This is a genomic window from Enterobacter chengduensis (genome assembly GCF_001984825.2).
In the GTDB taxonomy this organism is placed as follows: domain Bacteria; phylum Pseudomonadota; class Gammaproteobacteria; order Enterobacterales; family Enterobacteriaceae; genus Enterobacter; species Enterobacter chengduensis.
Genome location: NZ_CP043318.1, coordinates 3,714,209 through 3,731,946, shown reverse-complemented (window position 1 = coordinate 3,731,946; position 17,738 = coordinate 3,714,209). Strand labels below are relative to the sequence as shown.

General features: G+C 58.2%; 16 protein-coding genes and 1 pseudogene. 10 read left to right on the top strand and 7 right to left on the bottom strand.

Features of this window, described 5'->3' with window-relative positions:
- Positions 1-100: 100 nt before the first annotated feature.
- From upp to FY206_RS18030, 3 genes are all read left to right on the top strand, one after another.
- Positions 101-727, top strand: coding sequence for a uracil phosphoribosyltransferase (upp, locus tag FY206_RS18040; protein WP_023308769.1), 627 nt, complete (start codon positions 101-103; stop codon positions 725-727).
- Between the two features lie 86 nt (positions 728-813).
- Entirely contained in the window at positions 814-2,103 is a 1,290-nt protein-coding gene (uraA, locus tag FY206_RS18035; RefSeq protein ID WP_032643553.1) for a uracil permease, read from the top strand.
- A 94-nt stretch (positions 2,104-2,197) separates the two neighbouring features.
- A complete protein-coding gene (locus FY206_RS18030; protein ID WP_214517516.1) occupies positions 2,198-2,899 on the top strand; it encodes a DnaA inactivator Hda in 702 nt (233 codons plus the stop codon).
- A gap of 70 nt (positions 2,900-2,969) precedes the next feature.
- Here FY206_RS18030 and FY206_RS18025 read toward each other — a convergent pair.
- The 3 genes and pseudogenes from FY206_RS18025 to celB form a co-directional block, all read right to left on the bottom strand.
- Positions 2,970-4,387 (bottom strand): annotated as a pseudogene (locus FY206_RS18025) (leucyl aminopeptidase family protein).
- Complete coding sequence (locus FY206_RS18020) at positions 4,387-5,343, bottom strand: glycosylasparaginase (RefSeq protein WP_032643549.1); 957 nt, start codon at positions 5,341-5,343, stop codon at positions 4,387-4,389. Before FY206_RS18020 ends, FY206_RS18025 begins: the two are co-directional and overlap by 1 nt.
- A 3-nt stretch (positions 5,344-5,346) precedes the next feature.
- Positions 5,347-6,666, bottom strand: a complete 1,320-nt coding sequence (gene celB, locus FY206_RS18015; RefSeq protein ID WP_032643547.1) for a PTS cellobiose transporter subunit IIC — start codon at positions 6,664-6,666, stop codon at positions 5,347-5,349.
- 146 nt (positions 6,667-6,812) lie between these two features.
- Here celB and FY206_RS18010 point away from each other — a divergent pair, with 146 nt between their 5' ends.
- Positions 6,813-7,637 (top strand): homeodomain-like domain protein, encoded by an 825-nt coding sequence (locus tag FY206_RS18010; protein WP_032643546.1) that lies wholly within the window; start codon positions 6,813-6,815, stop codon positions 7,635-7,637.
- Here the strand turns inward: FY206_RS18010 and arsC are convergent.
- Positions 7,634-7,990, bottom strand: coding sequence for an arsenate reductase (glutaredoxin) (arsC, locus tag FY206_RS18005; RefSeq protein WP_032643544.1), 357 nt, complete (start codon positions 7,988-7,990; stop codon positions 7,634-7,636). The genes FY206_RS18010 and arsC overlap by 4 nt on opposite strands.
- 18 nt (positions 7,991-8,008) lie before the next feature.
- Positions 8,009-9,472 (bottom strand): beta-barrel assembly-enhancing protease, encoded by a 1,464-nt coding sequence (gene bepA, locus FY206_RS18000; protein ID WP_032643543.1) that lies wholly within the window; start codon positions 9,470-9,472, stop codon positions 8,009-8,011.
- Between the two features lie 221 nt (positions 9,473-9,693).
- Between bepA and FY206_RS17995 the strand changes: the two genes are divergently transcribed.
- Entirely contained in the window at positions 9,694-10,758 is a 1,065-nt protein-coding gene (locus FY206_RS17995; protein ID WP_032643541.1) for an AI-2E family transporter, read from the top strand.
- 95 nt (positions 10,759-10,853) lie between these two features.
- Here the strand turns inward: FY206_RS17995 and bcp are convergent, their stop codons facing one another.
- Both bcp and FY206_RS17985 read right to left on the bottom strand, forming a co-directional pair.
- A complete protein-coding gene (bcp, locus tag FY206_RS17990) occupies positions 10,854-11,324 on the bottom strand; it encodes a thioredoxin-dependent thiol peroxidase (protein ID WP_032643540.1) in 471 nt (156 codons plus the stop codon).
- Entirely contained in the window at positions 11,324-11,893 is a 570-nt protein-coding gene (locus tag FY206_RS17985) for a glycine cleavage system transcriptional repressor (protein WP_032643538.1), read from the bottom strand. Before FY206_RS17985 ends, bcp begins: the two co-directional genes overlap by 1 nt.
- Before the next feature lie 145 nt (positions 11,894-12,038).
- Between FY206_RS17985 and dapA the strand changes: the two genes are divergently transcribed.
- The 5 genes from dapA to FY206_RS17960 all read left to right on the top strand — a co-directional run bounded on the left by dapA (position 12,039) and on the right by FY206_RS17960 (position 17,727).
- Entirely contained in the window at positions 12,039-12,917 is an 879-nt protein-coding gene (dapA, locus tag FY206_RS17980) for a 4-hydroxy-tetrahydrodipicolinate synthase (protein WP_032643536.1), read from the top strand.
- A gap of 16 nt (positions 12,918-12,933) precedes the next feature.
- Positions 12,934-13,968, top strand: a complete 1,035-nt coding sequence (gene bamC, locus FY206_RS17975) for an outer membrane protein assembly factor BamC (RefSeq protein WP_032643534.1) — start codon at positions 12,934-12,936, stop codon at positions 13,966-13,968.
- Positions 13,969-14,077: 109 nt separating this feature from the next.
- Positions 14,078-14,791 carry a phosphoribosylaminoimidazolesuccinocarboxamide synthase gene (purC, locus tag FY206_RS17970; protein WP_008501631.1) on the top strand — a complete coding sequence of 238 codons (714 nt, stop codon included), beginning with the start codon at positions 14,078-14,080 and terminating at the stop codon, positions 14,789-14,791.
- A gap of 120 nt (positions 14,792-14,911) precedes the next feature.
- On the top strand, positions 14,912-15,781 hold the full coding sequence (ypfJ, locus tag FY206_RS17965) for a KPN_02809 family neutral zinc metallopeptidase (RefSeq protein ID WP_032643532.1): 870 nt from the start codon (positions 14,912-14,914) through the stop codon (positions 15,779-15,781).
- Positions 15,781-17,727 (top strand): tRNA(Met) cytidine acetyltransferase TmcA, encoded by a 1,947-nt coding sequence (locus FY206_RS17960; RefSeq protein ID WP_077064330.1) that lies wholly within the window; start codon positions 15,781-15,783, stop codon positions 17,725-17,727. Before ypfJ ends, FY206_RS17960 begins: the two co-directional genes overlap by 1 nt.
- Positions 17,728-17,738: the final 11 nt, after the last annotated feature.

The window sequence follows — 17,738 nt, the reverse complement described above, 5'->3', positions numbered from 1 at the left end:
TTGATTGATATAAGTCAAGCAACATGGGTATGGCGCAATCCGAAAAAAGCGGTATAATCCCGCGATTTTTTTGCGGATGCCACCCCAGAGGAGAAAGAGAATGAAGATTGTGGAAGTGAAACACCCACTCGTTAAACACAAGTTGGGCCTGATGCGTGAGCATGACATCAGCACGAAGCGTTTTCGCGAACTGGCCTCTGAAGTCGGCAGCCTGCTGACCTACGAAGCAACCTCCGATCTGGAAACGGAAAAAGTCACCATCGAAGGCTGGAACGGCCCGGTGCAGGTTGAGCAGATCAAAGGTAAGAAAATTACCGTGGTGCCAATCCTGCGTGCCGGTCTCGGCATGATGGAAGGCGTGCTGGAGCACGTGCCAAGCGCGCGCATCAGCGTGGTCGGGATCTACCGTAACGAAGAAACCCTCGAGCCGGTTCCTTACTTCCAGAAGCTGGTGTCTAACATCGACGAGCGTATGGCGCTGGTGGTTGACCCGATGCTGGCGACCGGCGGTTCGATGATCGCCACCATCGACCTGCTGAAAAATGCGGGCTGTAACAGCATTAAGGTGCTGGTCCTGGTTGCGGCACCGGAAGGGATCGCGGCGCTGGAAAAAGCGCACCCGGACGTTGAGCTGTATACCGCCTCTATCGACCAGGGCCTGAACGAGCACGGGTACATTATCCCCGGGCTTGGCGATGCCGGCGATAAGATCTTTGGTACGAAATAATCGAATAACGATAAAAAAGCCGACTTTGATAGTCGGCTTTTTTTTGAATAAAACACCCACAACACTACTACACAGAGGAAAACGCTATGACGCGCCGTGCTATCGGGGTGAGTGAAAGACCGCCGCTTTTACAGACTATCCCGCTTAGTTTGCAGCACCTGTTCGCCATGTTTGGCGCAACCGTGCTGGTGCCAATCCTGTTCCACATTAACCCGGCTACCGTGCTGCTGTTCAACGGCATCGGCACGCTGCTGTACCTCTTTATCTGTAAAGGCAAAATCCCGGCGTATCTCGGGTCGAGCTTTGCCTTTATCTCTCCGGTGCTGTTGCTGTTGCCGCTGGGTTATGAGGTCGCGCTGGGCGGCTTTATCATGTGTGGCGTGCTGTTCTGCGTGGTGTCCTTCATCGTGAAGAAAGCCGGTACCGGCTGGCTGGACGTGATGTTCCCGCCTGCGGCGATGGGCGCCATCGTTGCCGTCATCGGCCTGGAACTGGCGGGCGTGGCGGCGAACATGGCCGGTCTGCTGCCTGCCGACGGCCAGTCGCCGGACTCTAAAACCATTATCATTTCGCTGGTAACGCTGGGCGTGACGGTGTTTGGCTCCGTGCTGTTCCGCGGTTTTATGGCGATTATCCCAATCCTGATCGGCGTGCTGGCGGGCTATGCGCTCTCCTTCGCGATGGGCGTGGTGGACACTACGCCGATTGCCCAGGCGCACTGGTTTGCGCTGCCAACCTTCTACACCCCGCGCTTCGAGTGGTTTGCGATCTTCACCATTCTGCCTGCGGCGCTGGTGGTGATTGCGGAGCACGTCGGCCACCTTGTGGTGACGGCGAACATCGTTAAGCGCGATTTAATCCGCGACCCGGGCCTGCACCGCTCGATGTTTGCGAACGGTTTCTCCACTATCATCTCCGGTTTCTTTGGCTCCACGCCAAACACCACCTACGGCGAGAACATCGGCGTGATGGCGATCACCCGCGTCTACAGCACCTGGGTTATCGGCGGCGCGGCGATCATCGCCATTCTGCTCTCCTGCGTCGGCAAGCTGGCGGCAGCGATTCAGATCATCCCGGTGCCGGTGATGGGCGGCGTCTCTCTGCTGCTGTACGGCGTGATCGGTGCCTCCGGTATTCGCGTGCTGATTGAATCTAAAGTGGATTACAGCAAAGCGCAAAACCTGATCCTGACCTCGGTGATCCTGATTATCGGCGTGAGCGGCGCGAAGGTACACATCGGCGCGGCCGAGCTGAAGGGCATGGCGCTGGCGACCATCGTCGGCGTGGGGCTGAGCCTGATCTTCAAGCTGATCTCGGTGATCCGCCCGGAAGAAGACATTCTGGACGCGGACGACAGCGAAAAAGCAGCGCATTGATCGAAAAACCGGGCTAGGGATCGCCCGGTTCTCTCCTGGCGGGTTCCGTGTTAAACTCCATGCCGATTTTATGTCAGATCTGGTTGAGGTACTTCTGAACGGACCGGCACAGCTCTCTCTGCCACTTTATCTCCCTGACGACGAAACGTTTGCGAGTTTCTGGCCGGGTGATAACCCCTCTTTACTGGCTGCACTGCAAAACGTGCTGCGTCAGGAACACAGCGGATACATCTATATCTGGTCACGCGAAGGCGCGGGGCGCAGCCATCTGCTGCATGCCGCCTGTGCGGAGCTTTCTTCCCGCGGCGATGCGGTCGGCTACGTGCCGCTGGATAAACGGACCTGGTTTGTGCCCGAAGTGCTGGAGGGAATGGAACATCTCTCGCTGGTCTGCATCGATAATATCGAATGCGTGGCGGGGGATGAGCCGTGGGAAATGGCGATCTTCAACCTCTACAACCGCATTCTTGAGTCGGGTAAAACCCGGCTGCTGATCACCGGCGATCGTCCGCCTCGCCAGCTCAATCTTGGGCTGCCGGACCTGGCGTCTCGTCTGGACTGGGGGCAAATCTACAAGCTCCAGCCGCTGTCGGATGAAGATAAGCTGCAGGCACTACAGCTGCGCGCAAAGCAGCGCGGCTTTGAGCTGCCGGAAGACGTGGGCCGTTTCCTGCTCAAGCGCCTGGACCGGGAAATGCGCACCCTGTTTGACACGCTCGATCAGCTCGATCGCGCCTCCATTACCGCCCAGCGCAAGCTGACCATCCCATTTGTGAAAGATATCCTTAAGCTTTGAGTTTTTTGCCGGGTGGCGCCCGGCCTACGGGTGCTCTTTGTAGGCCGGGTAAGGCGCAGCCGCCACCCGGCTAAAGATCCCCCATCAGGTGCTCAACCAGAAGTGGAATCGGCCTTCCCGACGCTACGCTCCGTCCACCTTCGCGCCACAGCGCCGTACCGCTGATATCCAGATGCGCCCACGGAATGGCTGGCGGGCAGAAGTGATGCAGCAGCCACGCGGCCGAGGCGCTGATCGCCGCATTGTTGGTCGGCGTATTGCACAGATCGGCAATGGCGCTGTCGGTCTGCTTTTTCAGCCGTGCGTCCAGCGGCAGGGACCACACTTCGTCACCGCTCTGTTTCCCTGCCCGCGTCAGCGCCGCGCGCAGCGGTTCATCCTGGGTCATCAGCCCGCTCAGCTCATAGCCCAGCGCTTTTACGACCGCACCGGTTAACGTCGCCATATCAATAATGTAGCGCGCCTGCGGATGGCGCAGGCTGGCCCAGGCGATGGCATCCGCCAGCACCAGCCGGCCTTCGGCATCGGTGTTGTTGATTTCAACCGTGGTGCCGTTGCAGGCCGTCGCCACCGTGCCGGGCTGCATGGCGTCCGGTCCGATGGGTTTTCGGCCAGCGCCAGCACGCCCATGATGCGTACGGGCAGCGCCAGCTCCGCCACGGTCAGCATCAGCCCCAGCACGTTTGCCGCCCCGCACATGTCATATTTCATGGTGTACATGCCCGCGCCTTCCTTCAGCCACAGGCCGCCGGTATCGAAGGTAATACCTTTTCCCACATAGCAGCGCGCCGGGCCGTCTTTGGTGCCGTCATAATGAATCGCCAGCAGACGCGGCGGGCAGCTCGCCCCTTTGCCCACGGCGTGCAGCAGCCCGAGTCCGTGCTCGACAATCTCTTTTTCGTTAAGCACTTCGCAGCGCAGAGTGGGGAAGGAGGCGCAAAGCCTTTGCGCCTCCTCCACCACAAACTGCGGCGTACAGCGGTCGGACGGGATATCCGCCAGACGTCGCGCCGCGACCATGCCGCGCGCGATGGCCTGCTGCTGGCGGAAAATCCCTTCCAGTTTTGCCTGCTGCTCCGGCAGGCAGAGGGCCGAGATATGCGCGATACGGACGTCATCGCCGGTTTTCTTTAGCTGCAAATCGCTTAGCCGGTGCGCCTGGTTAAAGAGAAAACGCAGCACCTGTGCCAGCACGACGTCGTCGATTTCGGTCACATCCAGAACCAGGTCGGGACACACGGGGGAGGCCAGCAGCGGGCGCAGCGCCGTGAGCAATCCTTCGGTCAGGCTATCGTGCCAGAGCGCGTCGGGTAGCAGCGTGATCCGGGCAAACGGGGCGCAGCCAAAGCGGGCGTCAGCGATGCCGTCGGATTCCCGCATTTCCGCGATAAGCGCAGTTTGCGGCAAATGCGCACAGCGGGGGCGGGCGATGAAATGGCCTTGCGGCTTCGCGTCGGAAAGCGCGGTAATGAGTTGGTAGGTAACCATCATGACTCCTCAATCGGCGCGCGGATCCGCGCGGCATAGGCCTGCATCCACTCATCGTCTACCGCGTGATAATGCGTTTTCTCCCGCAGACGCTCGGTACGATAAACGGTGAGGGGCTGGCGGGCCGTCGCCACCACAAACGAGAAGGTTTTGATGTTGGTGGCGGCGCCAAATTCGCCCCTGTTGTTCATGCACACCACGGAGAGATCGCCCGCGCGACCGAAGCGCGACATCAGCTTGTCTTCCAGTTCAAACACCACCGAATCCGCGGCCTGCTGCGGCGTCATGCCTTGCGCCATCCGGCGGACGATTTCATAGCTGGTGCAGCCTTTCATTAAATCTTCACCGACGCCCGTGGCGGTGGCGGCACCGGTTTCGCTGTCGCAGTAAAAGCCGGAGCCGATAATGGGGGAATCCCCAATGCGGCCGCGTTTTTTCATAAACAGGCCGCTGGTGGAGGTGGCGACGCTCATTGACCCCTGCTTATCGAGCCCGATAATGCCGACGGTGTCGTGCCCGTCGTAGGGGCTTAAGCCTTTATCCAGCGTCTCGCGGCAGCGCTTGCGGTAGTGCTGCACGGCGCGCTCCGTGAGCATGGTTTTGTCGGCAAAGCCCTGGCTCAGCGCCCATTCCCGCGCGCCCTGGCCGACCAGCAGGCTGTTGTAGCGCTGGCGGCTCAGCGCGTGCGCCACGCGCACCGGGTTGGCGATGTCCACCAGATTCCCTACCGCGCCAAACGCCAGCGTGTCGCCGTCCATGTACGCCGCGTCCAGCTCGACATCGCCGTTTTCGGTGGGCAGCCCGCCGTAGCCGACGGATTTATAAAACGGAAAGTCTTCGACGGCGGCGACGGCATCCACCACCGCCGTAGAGACCGGATTTCCCGCTGCCAGCGCGGAGGCCGACTCCGTGACGCCCTCAAGCGCCATTCGCCAGGTGGCGATAATTCCCCACATGCTTTACTCCTGTTTTGCAAGGGTGGTATCGGTTTGCGTAACGATGGACATTTCCGCCGCGCGGTACTGTTTGTCCACGATACGCATAAAAGGCAGATACAGCATGGCGCCAATCAGCAGGTTGATAAGCTGCATCACGCTGCCGCTCAGGTGCCCGGTAACGATAAAGCCGCTGATGACCGGCGGCAGCGTCCAGGGGATAAATACCCCGGTGGTGACGGCGACCGCGCCAATTTTCATCGCCGCATACTGCACGGTAACCAGCACCAGCGGCACCAGGTTGAACGGAATAAGCATGATGGGGTTCATGATCACCGGCAGGCCAAACAGGATCGGTTCGTTGATGTTAAAGACCGATGCCCCCGCGCCGAGGCGCGCCACTTCGCGCATGTTTTTGCTGCGGGCGAAAATCAGCATCGCAATCACCAGCGACAGCGTGGCGCCCGCGCCGCCCATCCAGATCATGTCAAAAAACTGCTCGGTGATAATGTGCGGCGGCGTCGTGCCTGCCTGAATGGCGGCGATGTTGTCGGTCTGGTTCTCCATCCACAGCGGACGAATGATGCCGTTGATCATCGAGCCGGAGTTAATGCCCACTGACCACAGAATGGTGATGCTGAATACGGTCATCAGCGCGCCGAAATAAGAGGTGCCATAGTGGCGTACCGGCGTGGCGACCACCTCGTAAATAAACTGATGGATGGTACTGTAGTGGGTGTTTTCAAACACGATGCGGATACCCAGCACCACAATCATCACCACCAGCGCCGGGATCAGCGCGGCGAACGACTCCTGAACCGCAGGCGGCACGCCGTCCGGCATTTTAATGACCAGATTTTTGCGCTTGAGCCAGCAGAACAGCTCGGTCCAAAGCAGGGAACCGATCATCGCCACGAACAGCCCCTTGCTGCCAATCCACTCCACCGGAATGACGGTAATGCCGCCGTTTTCCGCCACTTTGATAAAGGGCGTCAGGATGAGAAAGGCGACCAGCGCCAGAATGCCGCAGGAGATGCGATCTTCACCATAATGTTCCGCCAGGCGGAAGGCGACCAGGAAACTGATGAACAGCGACATGGTGGAGAACACCGCGTTGAACGGAATTTCAATAATGGCGCTCCAGCTCTCACCAAAGGCCTGAGACATAAATTGCTGATAGGCCTGATTCGGGAATGACGAAATCACCAGCAGAATAGAGCCGACGATGATGAACGGCATGAAGGATACGTAGGCGCCGCGAATGGCCCCGAGATGACGCTGCTGGGCCGTTTTGGCCGCCAGCGGCATCAGTTTTGCTTCAAGAAATCCCAGAACATTGTTCATTGTGAACTCCGTACAAGATTGAGGGGTGTTGTTTGTGTTATGTCTGGGGATTATCAGTGAAGCGTGGCGAGCGAAAGGTGAAATCGGTCACAAAGCAATCGCTGATGTAGTATAAATCTCATAAGATTGGTTCTGAGGATCCTGCGATGGAAATTAAACTGCATGCAAATGCCACCACGACGCCGCGCATCCGTCGCTATCTTCAGCAGTCAGATAAAAGCGACAGAGAGCTGGCGGTTGAGCTGGGTATTTCGGTCACTACGGTCAGGCGCTGGCGCAACCGCGAGCAGGTTTCAGATAACCACACGACGCCAAAAGTGATACACAAAGCGTTGAGACAGGAGCAGGTTGTGCTGGTCAATGCCCTGCGGGATGCCACAGGCGCACCGCTGGACGAACTGCTGCAGATGGTCAATGACGGACTCGGGATCGCCGTCTCCCGCGCGACCCTGAACCGCTATCTCAAGCCGGCTTCGGTAAAGCACAAGGGCGCGACGTTGCAGGGTAAAAAGGCGCTGAAGGCAGGCATCGTGCCGCAAACACTTCTGCTGCATCATCAGCCTCTGTCGCTGCATATGGACGACGGTGGGGAGCAGCATCTGCTCTGGGCGCGTGAACCCGTGAGCGGCTGGTGCTACGCCCGGCTGTATGCGGGCCTTTCACCGCAGCTGCTCGCCCGCTGGGTGCGCGAGGCGATTGAAGCCTGTCCTGCTGATATTCAATCTGTTGAGACTTTTGGGCTAGAGGTAAAGCCTGAGGAGCGTCCTGTCACCGTGAAGGTGCATCCGCAGCCATACTGCGCCGTGCAGGTTACTCTGCCGCTGGGTGAAATCATCCCACGTCTGAACAGTAAACCGGCAGGCGAGCTGTTGATCCAGCTGTGTGAATTTTACAATCAGGGAAAAGCGCAGAAAAAGTTGGGAGAGAGCACGCCGCAGGCCTTTCTGGAAGCGCTGCGGCACAGGGATTAGAGGATCTCGAGCACGTCTTCCGGCGGGCGTCCAATGCGCGCCCGACCGTTTGCCACCACAATCGGTCGCTCAATCAGCTTTGGATTTTCAACCATCGCCTGGAGCAGTTCCGCCTCGGTCAGGCGGCTGTCATTCAGGTTAAGCGACTTATACAGATCTTCTTTCTGGCGCATCAGCTCTCTTGCACTGCCCATTCCCAGCATATGCAGCAGCTGGCGAAGGGTCTCTGCGTCCGGTGGCGTATCGAGATACAGCACCACCTCCGGCTCAACGCCGTTCGACTTCAGCAGGCTGAGCGTGTCGCGGCTCTTTGAACAGCGCGGGTTGTGATAGATTTTTACGGCGTCGGTCATGACGTGAATTCTCCTTTATTACATCTTCTCGTACGGCTTAAAGCGCTGCTGCAGGCCACGCAGCTGATCGATACGCGCGTCGTAACGGGCCTGCTGGAGGCTGCCGAGCTTGACCTGCGAGCTGGCACTGCTCAACATGGAAATCGCCTGATCGAGGCGGCCTACGAGGGCAAAACCTTCGGCACGCGCCGCCAGCTCCTGATCGCGGTTGCCAAGCTGGGCTTCCGCCTGAGCGAGCAGATCCCAGCCGTTTTGGTCGTCTTTATTATTAAAGGTGTAGCGGTTCAGAATGGTCGCCGCTTCGCCAGGCTGGCCGCCCTGTAAGTAAGCGTTCGCCAGGTTAAGCTGCAGCACCGGGTTGGTACGGACGTCTTTCGCCCCTTTCAGACGGTTAATCGCATCGGCCGTTTTCTTCTGTCCCAGATCGATATCCGTCGACAGATCGAGGTACCACGGGTTGTTCGGGTCCGCAGCCAGAAGCGGTTGCAGCGCTTTACGCGCCTCATCGTATTTGCTGGCCTCCATCGCCTGGAGCGCCTGGCCATACTGCGCGGCGTTTTTCTCACGCACGTTGCCTTTCGCCAGGGTATCCAGCAGGTCGCTGGTGAGCTGGTTACGCCCGGAATTGTACATGCCGAGCGTTCTCACCTTCGCCATGTAGAAATCCTGCGACGACTGGACGACGACAGGGCGCATCTGGTTGGCACGGTTACGCGCGTCCGACAGGCGGCTTTCCGGCAGCGGGTGGGTCAACAGAATTTCCGGCGGACGGGAAGAGTAACGCGCCTGATCGAGCAGTTTTTCCAGGAAGCTCGGCATGGCCTGCGGGTCAAAGCCCGAACGCTGCAGCACCTGGATCCCGATGCGGTCCGCTTCCTGTTCGTTTTGCTGGGTGAAGCTGATCATCCCCTGGCGCGTTCCTGCCAGCGTCCCGGTCAGGGCCGCCATTCCGGCCTGCGGGCTGGCCATGGCCAGCAGAATAGAGCCCAGCGCGCCCACCCAGGTGAGGGGAGCGTTACGCTTCTGGTCTTCCATGGCGCGCGCCAGGTGGCGCTGCGTGACGTGCGAAATTTCGTGCGCCATCACCGAGGCCAGCTGGCTTTCGTTGTCTGAATAACGGAATAACGCCGAATGCAGCACCACGTTACCGCCAAAGAAGGCGAAGGCGTTGATTTCGTCATTATTGATTAAATAGAAATGGAAGGGCGTTTTTACCGAGTTGGCGTGTGCCACCAGGCGCATCCCCAGCCCGTTTATGTACTGTACCAGCAAAGGGTCGTTGATCAGCGGGGCGCTGCCGCGCAGCTGGCGAACATAGTAATCCCCCATTTGCATCTCTTGCCCAATAGAGAGCGTGCTTCCTGCCGTGGTGCCCATGTCCGGCAATGTATCGGACGAGTCAGCAAAAGCGGGCAACACCTGACCGACCGTCACCGCGGCAATCAGTGTTGCAACCAGTGTTTTTCTCAATTGCCTGAACATAACCACTGTCCTGTATGTTGGATGTGCTAATTTGACCGATGAACCGGCGTATCGTTCATCTCTGCTGCCCTGCGAGTGTAGCCGTGTTGCAGCATGAAGAAAATCCCATTCATCAGGCTTTTGCGGATTGTGACAGCGATACAAAAAGCGAAAGTCTTTTTTGTGACAGTTAGATACAATTCACCGTCTCACTCCCGCCATTCGATTCAGGGAAGGGTTGTATGCTCGAAATGTTAATGCAGTGGTACCGGCGCCGGTTCAGCGACCCGGAAGCCATTGCTCTGTTGGTTATTCTGGTTGCCGGGTTCGGTATTCTGTTCTTCTTCAGCGGCCTGCTCGCTCCCCTGCTGGTGGCGATTGTGCTGGCGTACCTGCTGGAGTGGCCAACGGCGCGCCTGGAACATATCGGCTGTTCTCGTCGCTGGGCGGCAAGCATCGTGCTGGTACTGTTTGTCGGCATCCTGCTGTTAATGGCCTTTGTGGTGATGCCGGTGGCCTGGCAGCAGGGGATCTACCTGATCCGCGATATGCCCGGCATGCTGAACAAGCTGTCTGATTTCGCCGCCACGCTGCCGCGCCGTTACCCGGCCTTGATGGACGCCGGGATTATCGACGCGATGGCCGAAAATATGCGCGCCCGCATCATGACGATGGGCGACTCGGTGGTGAAGTATTCTCTTGCCTCCCTGGTGGGGCTGCTGACGCTGGCGGTTTACCTTGTGCTCGTGCCGCTGATGGTCTTCTTCCTGGTGAAAGATAAAGACCAGATGCTCAACGCCGTGCGCCGTGTACTGCCGCGCAACCGCGGGCTGGCGGGGCAGGTCTGGGAAGAGATGAACCAGCAGATCACCAACTACATTCGCGGCAAGGTGCTGGAGATGATTGTGGTCGGCGTGGCGACCTGGATTGGCTTCCTGATCTTCGGCCTGAACTACTCGCTGCTGCTGGCGGTGCTGGTGGGGTTCTCGGTCCTGATTCCGTACATCGGCGCCTTTGTGGTGACCATTCCGGTGGTTGGCGTCGCGCTGTTCCAGTTCGGGCTGGGGACGGAGTTCTGGAGCTGCTTCGCGGTGTACCTGATTATTCAGGGGCTGGACGGTAACCTGCTGGTACCGGTGCTGTTCTCCGAGGCGGTAAACCTGCATCCGCTGGTGATTATCTTATCCGTGGTGATTTTTGGCGGGCTGTGGGGATTCTGGGGCGTGTTCTTTGCGATTCCGCTGGCGACGCTGATTAAAGCCGTCGTCCACGCGTGGCCGGACGTGCCGGCGGTGGAAGAGAAGTAGGTTTTGTGCGGGCTGATGCCCTCACCCCAACCCTCTCCCACGGGAGAGGGAGCAAACATTAAAAAAGGCAACTGACGTTGCCTTTTTGCTGTTGATCAGGCGTTCGCTTTCAGCCAGTTCAACACCACGTCGTGGTGGTTGCTGGTTTTGAAGTCGTCAAACACATGTTCAACTTTACCGTCAGCGTCAATCAGGAAGCTGATGCGGTGAATGCCGTCGTAGGTTTTCCCCATAAACGTCTTCTCGCCCCAGACCCCGAACTGTTCGCACACCTGATGGTCTTCATCAGAAAGCAGCGTGAAGTTCAGCAGCTCTTTTTCAGCAAATCGTGACAGCTTTTCTGGTTTATCCGTGCTGATACCCAGCACTTCCACGCCGACTTTCTTCAACTCGTCCATGTTGTCGCGTAAGCCGCAGGCCTGTACGGTGCAGCCGGGGGTCATGGCTTTCGGGTAGAAATAGACCAGAACACGCTGTCCCTGGAAGTCGGTCAAATTTACTTGCTCGCCGTCTTGATCCGGTAAGCTAAATTTCGGTGCGATGTCACCGGCTTTCAGTGGGTTCATTACTCAACTCCATCCTGTTCGTGCTGCGAATAATTGACGACGCTTATACTGCCCTGCGCGTTTAATTCTGTACAGAGGGCTTTGAACGCTTGCTCGATATTTGACGCATCCTGTGAGGCGGGGCTGTGCGCGGTAATTTGAATAAACAGCACCGGAAGACCCTGTTCATCGCTGGTCTGCGTTCGGGAAACCAGTTCGGCAATATTCATCTGATGACTGTCAAAAAGCGCCGTGAAACGCTCAATCAGATGTGGAGAGTCAGGCACTTCAACCTGTACCCAGACGGTAGAAGGCAGCGCCGGACGCGGACGCGCAGTGGTGCGCTTCATGACGATCAGCAAATCCAGTTCGGCCCCCTTCAGCGGCAGGGTCGATTCAATCAACGTAATGGCGTTCCATGTCCCGGAAAGTAACATAATAAATGTGAACTCTTCGCCAAGCATCGCCAGACGGCTGTCTTCGATATTACAGCCGCAGCTGCTTACGTGGCGGGTGATGGTGTTCACGATACCCGGCCTGTCGGCACCCAGCGCAGTGATAACCAGGTAATGTTGTGATGAGGTTGTCAAACCTGTTCTTCCTTTGCATGGTTAAGTCTTCCTAAGGAAAGCATAAAAAAAACATGCATACAACCGCCTGAGGGCCTCAGGTCGCTTGCTTTTATTACAGTTCCAAACGTACCATTGAGGCTCTTGTTCGCACAGAGGATGGCTCATGTTCACGGGAAGTATTGTCGCGCTTGTAACACCGATGGATGAAAAAGGTAACGTCTGCCGGTCTAGCATGAAGAAGCTGATTGATTACCATGTCGCCAATGGAACCTCGGCGATCGTTTCGGTAGGGACTACCGGTGAATCTGCAACGCTGAGCCACGACGAGCACGGTGATGTGGTGATGCTGACCCTCGAACTGGCTGACGGACGTATTCCGGTCATCGCGGGCACAGGGGCGAATGCCACCGCAGAAGCGATCAGCCTGACCAAACGTTTTAACGACAGCGGCATTGTTGGCTGTCTGACGGTGACCCCTTATTACAACCGTCCTACTCAGGAAGGTTTGTTCCAGCACTTCAAAGCCATCGCTGAACATACTGACTTGCCACAAATTCTGTATAATGTGCCGTCCCGTACCGGTTGCGATATGCTGCCGGAAACCGTCGGTCGTCTCTCGGAAGTAAAAAATATTATTGGTATTAAAGAGGCGACAGGGAACTTAAGCCGCGTTCATCAGCTCAAAGAGCTGGTTTCAGATGACTTTATCCTGTTGAGCGGTGATGATGCGACCGCGCTGGACTTTATGCAGCTCGGCGGTCACGGCGTGATCTCCGTAACGTCAAACGTTGCGGCGCGCGACATGGCTGAAATGTGCAAACTGGCCGCAGCCGGTCACTTTGATGAAGCGCGCGTGATTAACCAGCGTCTGATGCCGCTGCACAATAAATTATTTGTCGAACCCAATCCGATCCCAGTGAAATGGGCATGTAAGGAGTTGGGGCTTGTAGCAACCGACACGCTGCGTCTGCCAATGACACCGATTACCGACCACGGTCGTGATATCGTCAGGGCAGCGCTGAAGCATGCCGGTTTGCTGTAGAGTTTAGGGAGATTTGATGGCTTATTCAGTACAGAAGTCGCGCCTGGCGAAGGTTGCGAGTGTTTCGCTTGTTATGCTGCTCGCTGCCTGTAGTTCAGACTCGCGCTACAAGCGCCAGGTGAGCGGTGATGAATCCTATCTGGATGCGACCCCGCTTGCTGAACTTCACGCTCCGGCGGGGATGATCCTGCCGATTCAGAACGGCGATTATAATATTCCCGTGACCAACGGCAGCGGCCCGGTCGGTAAAGCGCTTGATATTCGTCCACCTGCACAGCCTCTGGCGCTGGTCAACGGGGCGCGTACCCAGTTCACCGGTGATACGGCGTCTCTGATGGTTGAGAGCGCGCGCGGTAGCAATCTGTGGCCGCAGGTTGTCAGCGTTATTCAGTCGAAGAACTACACCATCGATAAACGGGATGACGCCAGCCAGACGTTAACCACCGACTGGATCGAATGGAACCGTCTGGATGAAGATCAGCAGTACCGCGGTCGCTATCAAGTCTCCGTTAAGCCACAGGGTTATCAGCAGGCGGTTAACGTTAAGCTGTTGAATCTTGAGCAGGCGGGTAAACCGGTTGCGGATGCCGCGTCCCTGCAGCGTTACAGCACCGAAATGCTGAACGTTATTGCCGCAGGTCTGGATAAGACCGCGACCGATGCCGCCAACGCCGCACAGAGCCGCAACGGCGTGACCTTCGATGTCCAGAGCGGCGCGGATGATACCGGCCTGCCAATGCTGGTGGTCCGTGCACCGTTTAACCAGACCTGGCAGCGTCTGCCAGCGACGCTGGAAAAAGTGGGCATGAAGGTGACCGACAGCACGCGTTCGACCGGCAGCATGACGGCAACCTATAAGCCGCTCTCCGACAGCGCGTGGCAGGAGCTGGGCGCGAAAGATCCTCAGCTTGCCTCCGGTGACTACAAAATTCAGGTCGGCGACCTTGATAACCGCAGTAGCCTGCAGTTCATCGATCCAAAAGGTCATACGCTGACCCAGTCGCAGAACGATGCGCTGGTCGCTGTCTTCCAGGCAGCATTCAGCAAATAAATAAGAGGGCGGGTTAATCCCGCCCTTTTTATTTTCGTGCTACGCAAACGTGTGCGTGGCATAATATGCCCAGTTTTGAACACCAATCATCACACCAGGAGTAATGAAGATGCAGAAGCAAGCTGAGTTGTATCGTGGCAAAGCGAAGACCGTATACAGCACGGAAAACCCGGATCTGTTGGTGCTCGAGTTCCGCAATGATACGTCAGCAGGGGATGGCGCACGCATTGAGCAGTTCGATCGTAAAGGCATGGTGAACAACAAGTTCAACCACTTCATTATGACCAAACTGGCCGAAGCGGGTATCCCGACTCAGATGGAAGCGTTGCTGTCCGATACGGAATGTCTGGTGAAAAAACTGGATATGGTGCCGGTTGAGTGCGTTATTCGTAACCGTGCAGCGGGCTCCCTGGTGAAGCGTCTGGGCATTGAAGAAGGCATCGAACTGAATCCACCGCTGTTCGACCTGTTCCTGAAAAACGATGCCATGCACGACCCGATGGTGAATGACTCCTACTGCGAAACCTTCGGCTGGGTGAACAAAGAGAACCTGGCGCGCATGAAAGAGCTGACCTACAAGGCCAACGACGTGCTGAAAAAGCTGTTTGATGACGCGGGCCTGATCCTCGTCGACTTCAAGCTGGAGTTTGGTCTGTTCAAAGGCGAAGTGGTACTGGGCGATGAGTTCTCTCCGGACGGCAGCCGCCTGTGGGACAAAGAAACCCTGGATAAAATGGACAAAGACCGTTTCCGTCAGAGCCTGGGTGGCCTGATTGAAGCGTACGAAGCGGTTGCTCACCGTTTAGGCGTTAAGCTCGACTAACTCCCTCACTTGCCAAAGGATGTTCGCATCCTTTGGCGTCTTACCCTTGTTTCCTATGGTAATCTTGCCGTTAACCGCCTACGATCATAGCTATTATAAATGGAATAGTTCGAGGTGGTTATGCGCTGGCAAGGGCGTCGTGAAAGTGACAATGTAGAAGACAGGCGCAGCGAGGGCGGCGGCGGTCCTTCAATGGGCGGACCCGGCTTCCGGTTACCCAGCGGCAAGGGCGGGATCATCCTGCTGATCGTGGTGTTAGTCGCGGGTTACTACGGCGTTGACCTCACCGGGTTGATGACCGGCCAGCCGCTGCAACAGCAGCAACATTCTCAGCGCTCCATCAGCCCGAATGAAGATGAAGCGGCCAAATTTACCTCTGTTATTCTCGCGACAACGGAAGATACCTGGAGCCAGCTGTTCGAGAAGATGGGGCGTACCTACCAGCAGCCGAAGCTGGTGATGTACCGGGGCGCAACCCGCACCGGATGCGGTACCGGGCAGTCCGTGATGGGGCCGTTCTACTGCCCGGCAGATAGCACCGTCTATATCGATCTCTCTTTTTACGATGACATGAAACGCAAGCTTGGCGCTGACGGTGATTTTGCCCAGGGCTACGTGATCGCGCATGAAGTCGGCCACCACGTGCAGAAGCTGCTGGGCATTGAGCCAAAAGTGCGCCAGCTGCAGCAGAATGCCTCGCAGGCCGAAGTGAACCGCCTTTCCGTCAAGATGGAGCTGCAGGCGGACTGCTTCGCGGGCGTCTGGGGCCACAGCATGCAGCAGCAGGGCGTGCTGGAATCCGGCGATCTTGAGGAGGCGCTGAATGCCGCTCAGGCTATCGGTGACGATCGTCTTCAGCAGCAGAGCCAGGGGCGCGTCGTGCCGGACAGCTTCACGCACGGTACCTCGCAGCAGCGCTACAGCTGGTTTAAGCGCGGCTTCGACAGCGGCGACCCGGCCCAGTGTAATACCTTCGGCAAAGCCATGTGATGGTGCCGTTTGCACATTTAATACGCCAGCTTGAGCGTACAGGGCACCGCCGTCTGGTGGTGCTTACGGGCGATGAGCGGTGGACGCTGAGCCAGGCGACGGCCCTGCGTGATGCCTTGCCGGGAGACTGGCCCTGGCTGAATGAAAACCCCTCTAAGGCCCTCGGCGGACTGCTGGGACGCGAATACCTGCACGCCGTTTTTGACGCGCGCGCGGGTTTTGACGTGTCAGCCTTCGCCGCGCTCAGCGGCACGCTCCGCGCCGGAAGCCTTCTGGTGCTGCTGGTTCCGCCTCTCGCTGACTGGGCCGACAGGCCTGATAGCGATTCGGTGCGCTGGAGCGACAGCGCGGAGCCGATCGCCACGCCGCACTTTGTTCACCACTTCTGCCGGACGCTTGCCGCCGATTCAGATGCGATCGTCTGGCATCAGCATCGGCCTCTGACGCTTCCCGCCGTGCCCGATTTACCCGCCTGGCAGCCTGCCAGCGGCGCGCCGGAGCGCGAGCAGGGTGAGATCCTCGACGCGCTTGTGACAATGCCTGCGGGCATCGCTGCGGTGACGGCCCCCCGCGGGCGCGGAAAGTCAGCGCTGGCGGGCATGCTGCTCAGCCGCATTGCGGGCAGTGCGGTGGTGACGGCTCCGGCAAAAGGCGCTGCGGACGTCATCGCACGCTTTGCGGGCGAGCGTTTTCATTTTATGGCACCTGACGCGCTGCTGGCTTCTTCGCTGCAGGCCGACTGGCTGATTGTCGATGAAGCGGCAGCCATCCCCGGCCCGCTGCTGGAGATGCTGGTGACGCGCTTTCCGCGCGTATTGTTGACCACCACGGTTCAGGGCTATGAAGGAACGGGCAGGGGATTCCTGCTGAAGTTCTGCGCCCGTTTCAGCGGGTTGCAGCGTTATACCTTATCCACCCCCATTCGCTGGGCGGCCGGCTGTCCGCTTGAGCGGTTCGTGGCGAATGCTCTGTTATTTGACGATGCGCTTATCAACCACAAACCGGAAGGTGAGGTGTCTATAAGGTCTCTGGAGCCACAAGAGTGGGAGAACGACCCGACGCGCGTGGCAGGCGTGTATGAACTGCTCTGTGCTGCACACTACCGGACGTCCCCGCTCGATTTACGCCGGATGATGGACGCCCCCGGCCAGCACTTTGCCGTTGCGGACGCGGGGGCTGATATTGCGGGCGCGCTCTGGCTGGTGGATGAGGGCGGGTTGTCACCCGAGCTTAGCCGCGCCGTGTGGGCGGGATACCGCCGTCCGCGCGGGAATCTCGTGGCGCAGTCTCTCGCGGCGCACGGCGGCTCTCCTCTCGCGGCAACGCTGAAAGGGCGACGGGTTAGCCGCATTGCGGTTCATCCCCTGCGCCAGCGGGAAGGCATCGGGCAACGGCTTATCCATAGCGCCAGCGGAGAAGATTATCTCTCGGTGAGCTTTGGTTACACCGACGCGCTGTGGCGCTTCTGGCAGCAGTGCGGGTTTGTGCTGGTGAGGATGGGCAGCCATCGGGAGGCCAGCAGCGGATGTTACACGGCGATGGCGCTCCTGCCGCAGAGCGATGCCGGGCATCAACTGTGTACGCAGGAACATCGGCGTTTGTGCCGGGATATGCGCGTCCTGTCGGCCTGGAACGGTGAAAAGATCCCCGTGGCAGACGGGTGGGAAGCTACCCTTAATAATGACGACTGGCTGGAGCTGGCGGGGTTTGCTTTTGCGCATCGCGCGTTTTCAACTTCGGTTGCCGCGCTGACGCGGTTAATGCTCTCCGTCGATATGCCGCTTCCGGCCCTGCGGGGGAAAATGGCAGGCAAAACGGAAGAGGGCGGGCGAAAAGCGCTGCTGGCGAAGCTGCGCAGCGAAACCGCGCAAGCGCTTGAAAGCCTTGACTATCCGCGCTGCCAGCAGTTGAAGGACGACATTTTGCAATGGCAATTTTTTCAATGACTTCTTCAGTA

What these genes read in the sequence shown, in the direction of transcription:
- upp (WP_023308769.1), top strand. Translation starts at nt 101, where the DNA reads ATGAAGATTGTGGAAGTGAAACACCCACTCGTTAAACACAAGTTGGGC.
- uraA (WP_032643553.1), top strand. Translation starts at nt 814, where the DNA reads ATGACGCGCCGTGCTATCGGGGTGAGTGAAAGACCGCCGCTTTTACAG.
- FY206_RS18020 (WP_032643549.1), bottom strand. Translation starts at nt 5,343, where the DNA reads ATGTGGGGAATTATCGCCACCTGGCGAATGGCGCTTGAGGGCGTCACG.
- celB (WP_032643547.1), bottom strand. Translation starts at nt 6,666, where the DNA reads ATGAACAATGTTCTGGGATTTCTTGAAGCAAAACTGATGCCGCTGGCG.
- FY206_RS18010 (WP_032643546.1), top strand. Translation starts at nt 6,813, where the DNA reads ATGGAAATTAAACTGCATGCAAATGCCACCACGACGCCGCGCATCCGT.
- arsC (WP_032643544.1), bottom strand. Translation starts at nt 7,990, where the DNA reads ATGACCGACGCCGTAAAAATCTATCACAACCCGCGCTGTTCAAAGAGC.
- bepA (WP_032643543.1), bottom strand. Translation starts at nt 9,472, where the DNA reads ATGTTCAGGCAATTGAGAAAAACACTGGTTGCAACACTGATTGCCGCG.
- FY206_RS17995 (WP_032643541.1), top strand. Translation starts at nt 9,694, where the DNA reads ATGCTCGAAATGTTAATGCAGTGGTACCGGCGCCGGTTCAGCGACCCG.
- bcp (WP_032643540.1), bottom strand. Translation starts at nt 11,324, where the DNA reads ATGAACCCACTGAAAGCCGGTGACATCGCACCGAAATTTAGCTTACCG.
- dapA (WP_032643536.1), top strand. Translation starts at nt 12,039, where the DNA reads ATGTTCACGGGAAGTATTGTCGCGCTTGTAACACCGATGGATGAAAAA.
- bamC (WP_032643534.1), top strand. Translation starts at nt 12,934, where the DNA reads ATGGCTTATTCAGTACAGAAGTCGCGCCTGGCGAAGGTTGCGAGTGTT.
- purC (WP_008501631.1), top strand. Translation starts at nt 14,078, where the DNA reads ATGCAGAAGCAAGCTGAGTTGTATCGTGGCAAAGCGAAGACCGTATAC.
- ypfJ (WP_032643532.1), top strand. Translation starts at nt 14,912, where the DNA reads ATGCGCTGGCAAGGGCGTCGTGAAAGTGACAATGTAGAAGACAGGCGC.
- FY206_RS17960 (WP_077064330.1), top strand. Translation starts at nt 15,781, where the DNA reads ATGGTGCCGTTTGCACATTTAATACGCCAGCTTGAGCGTACAGGGCAC.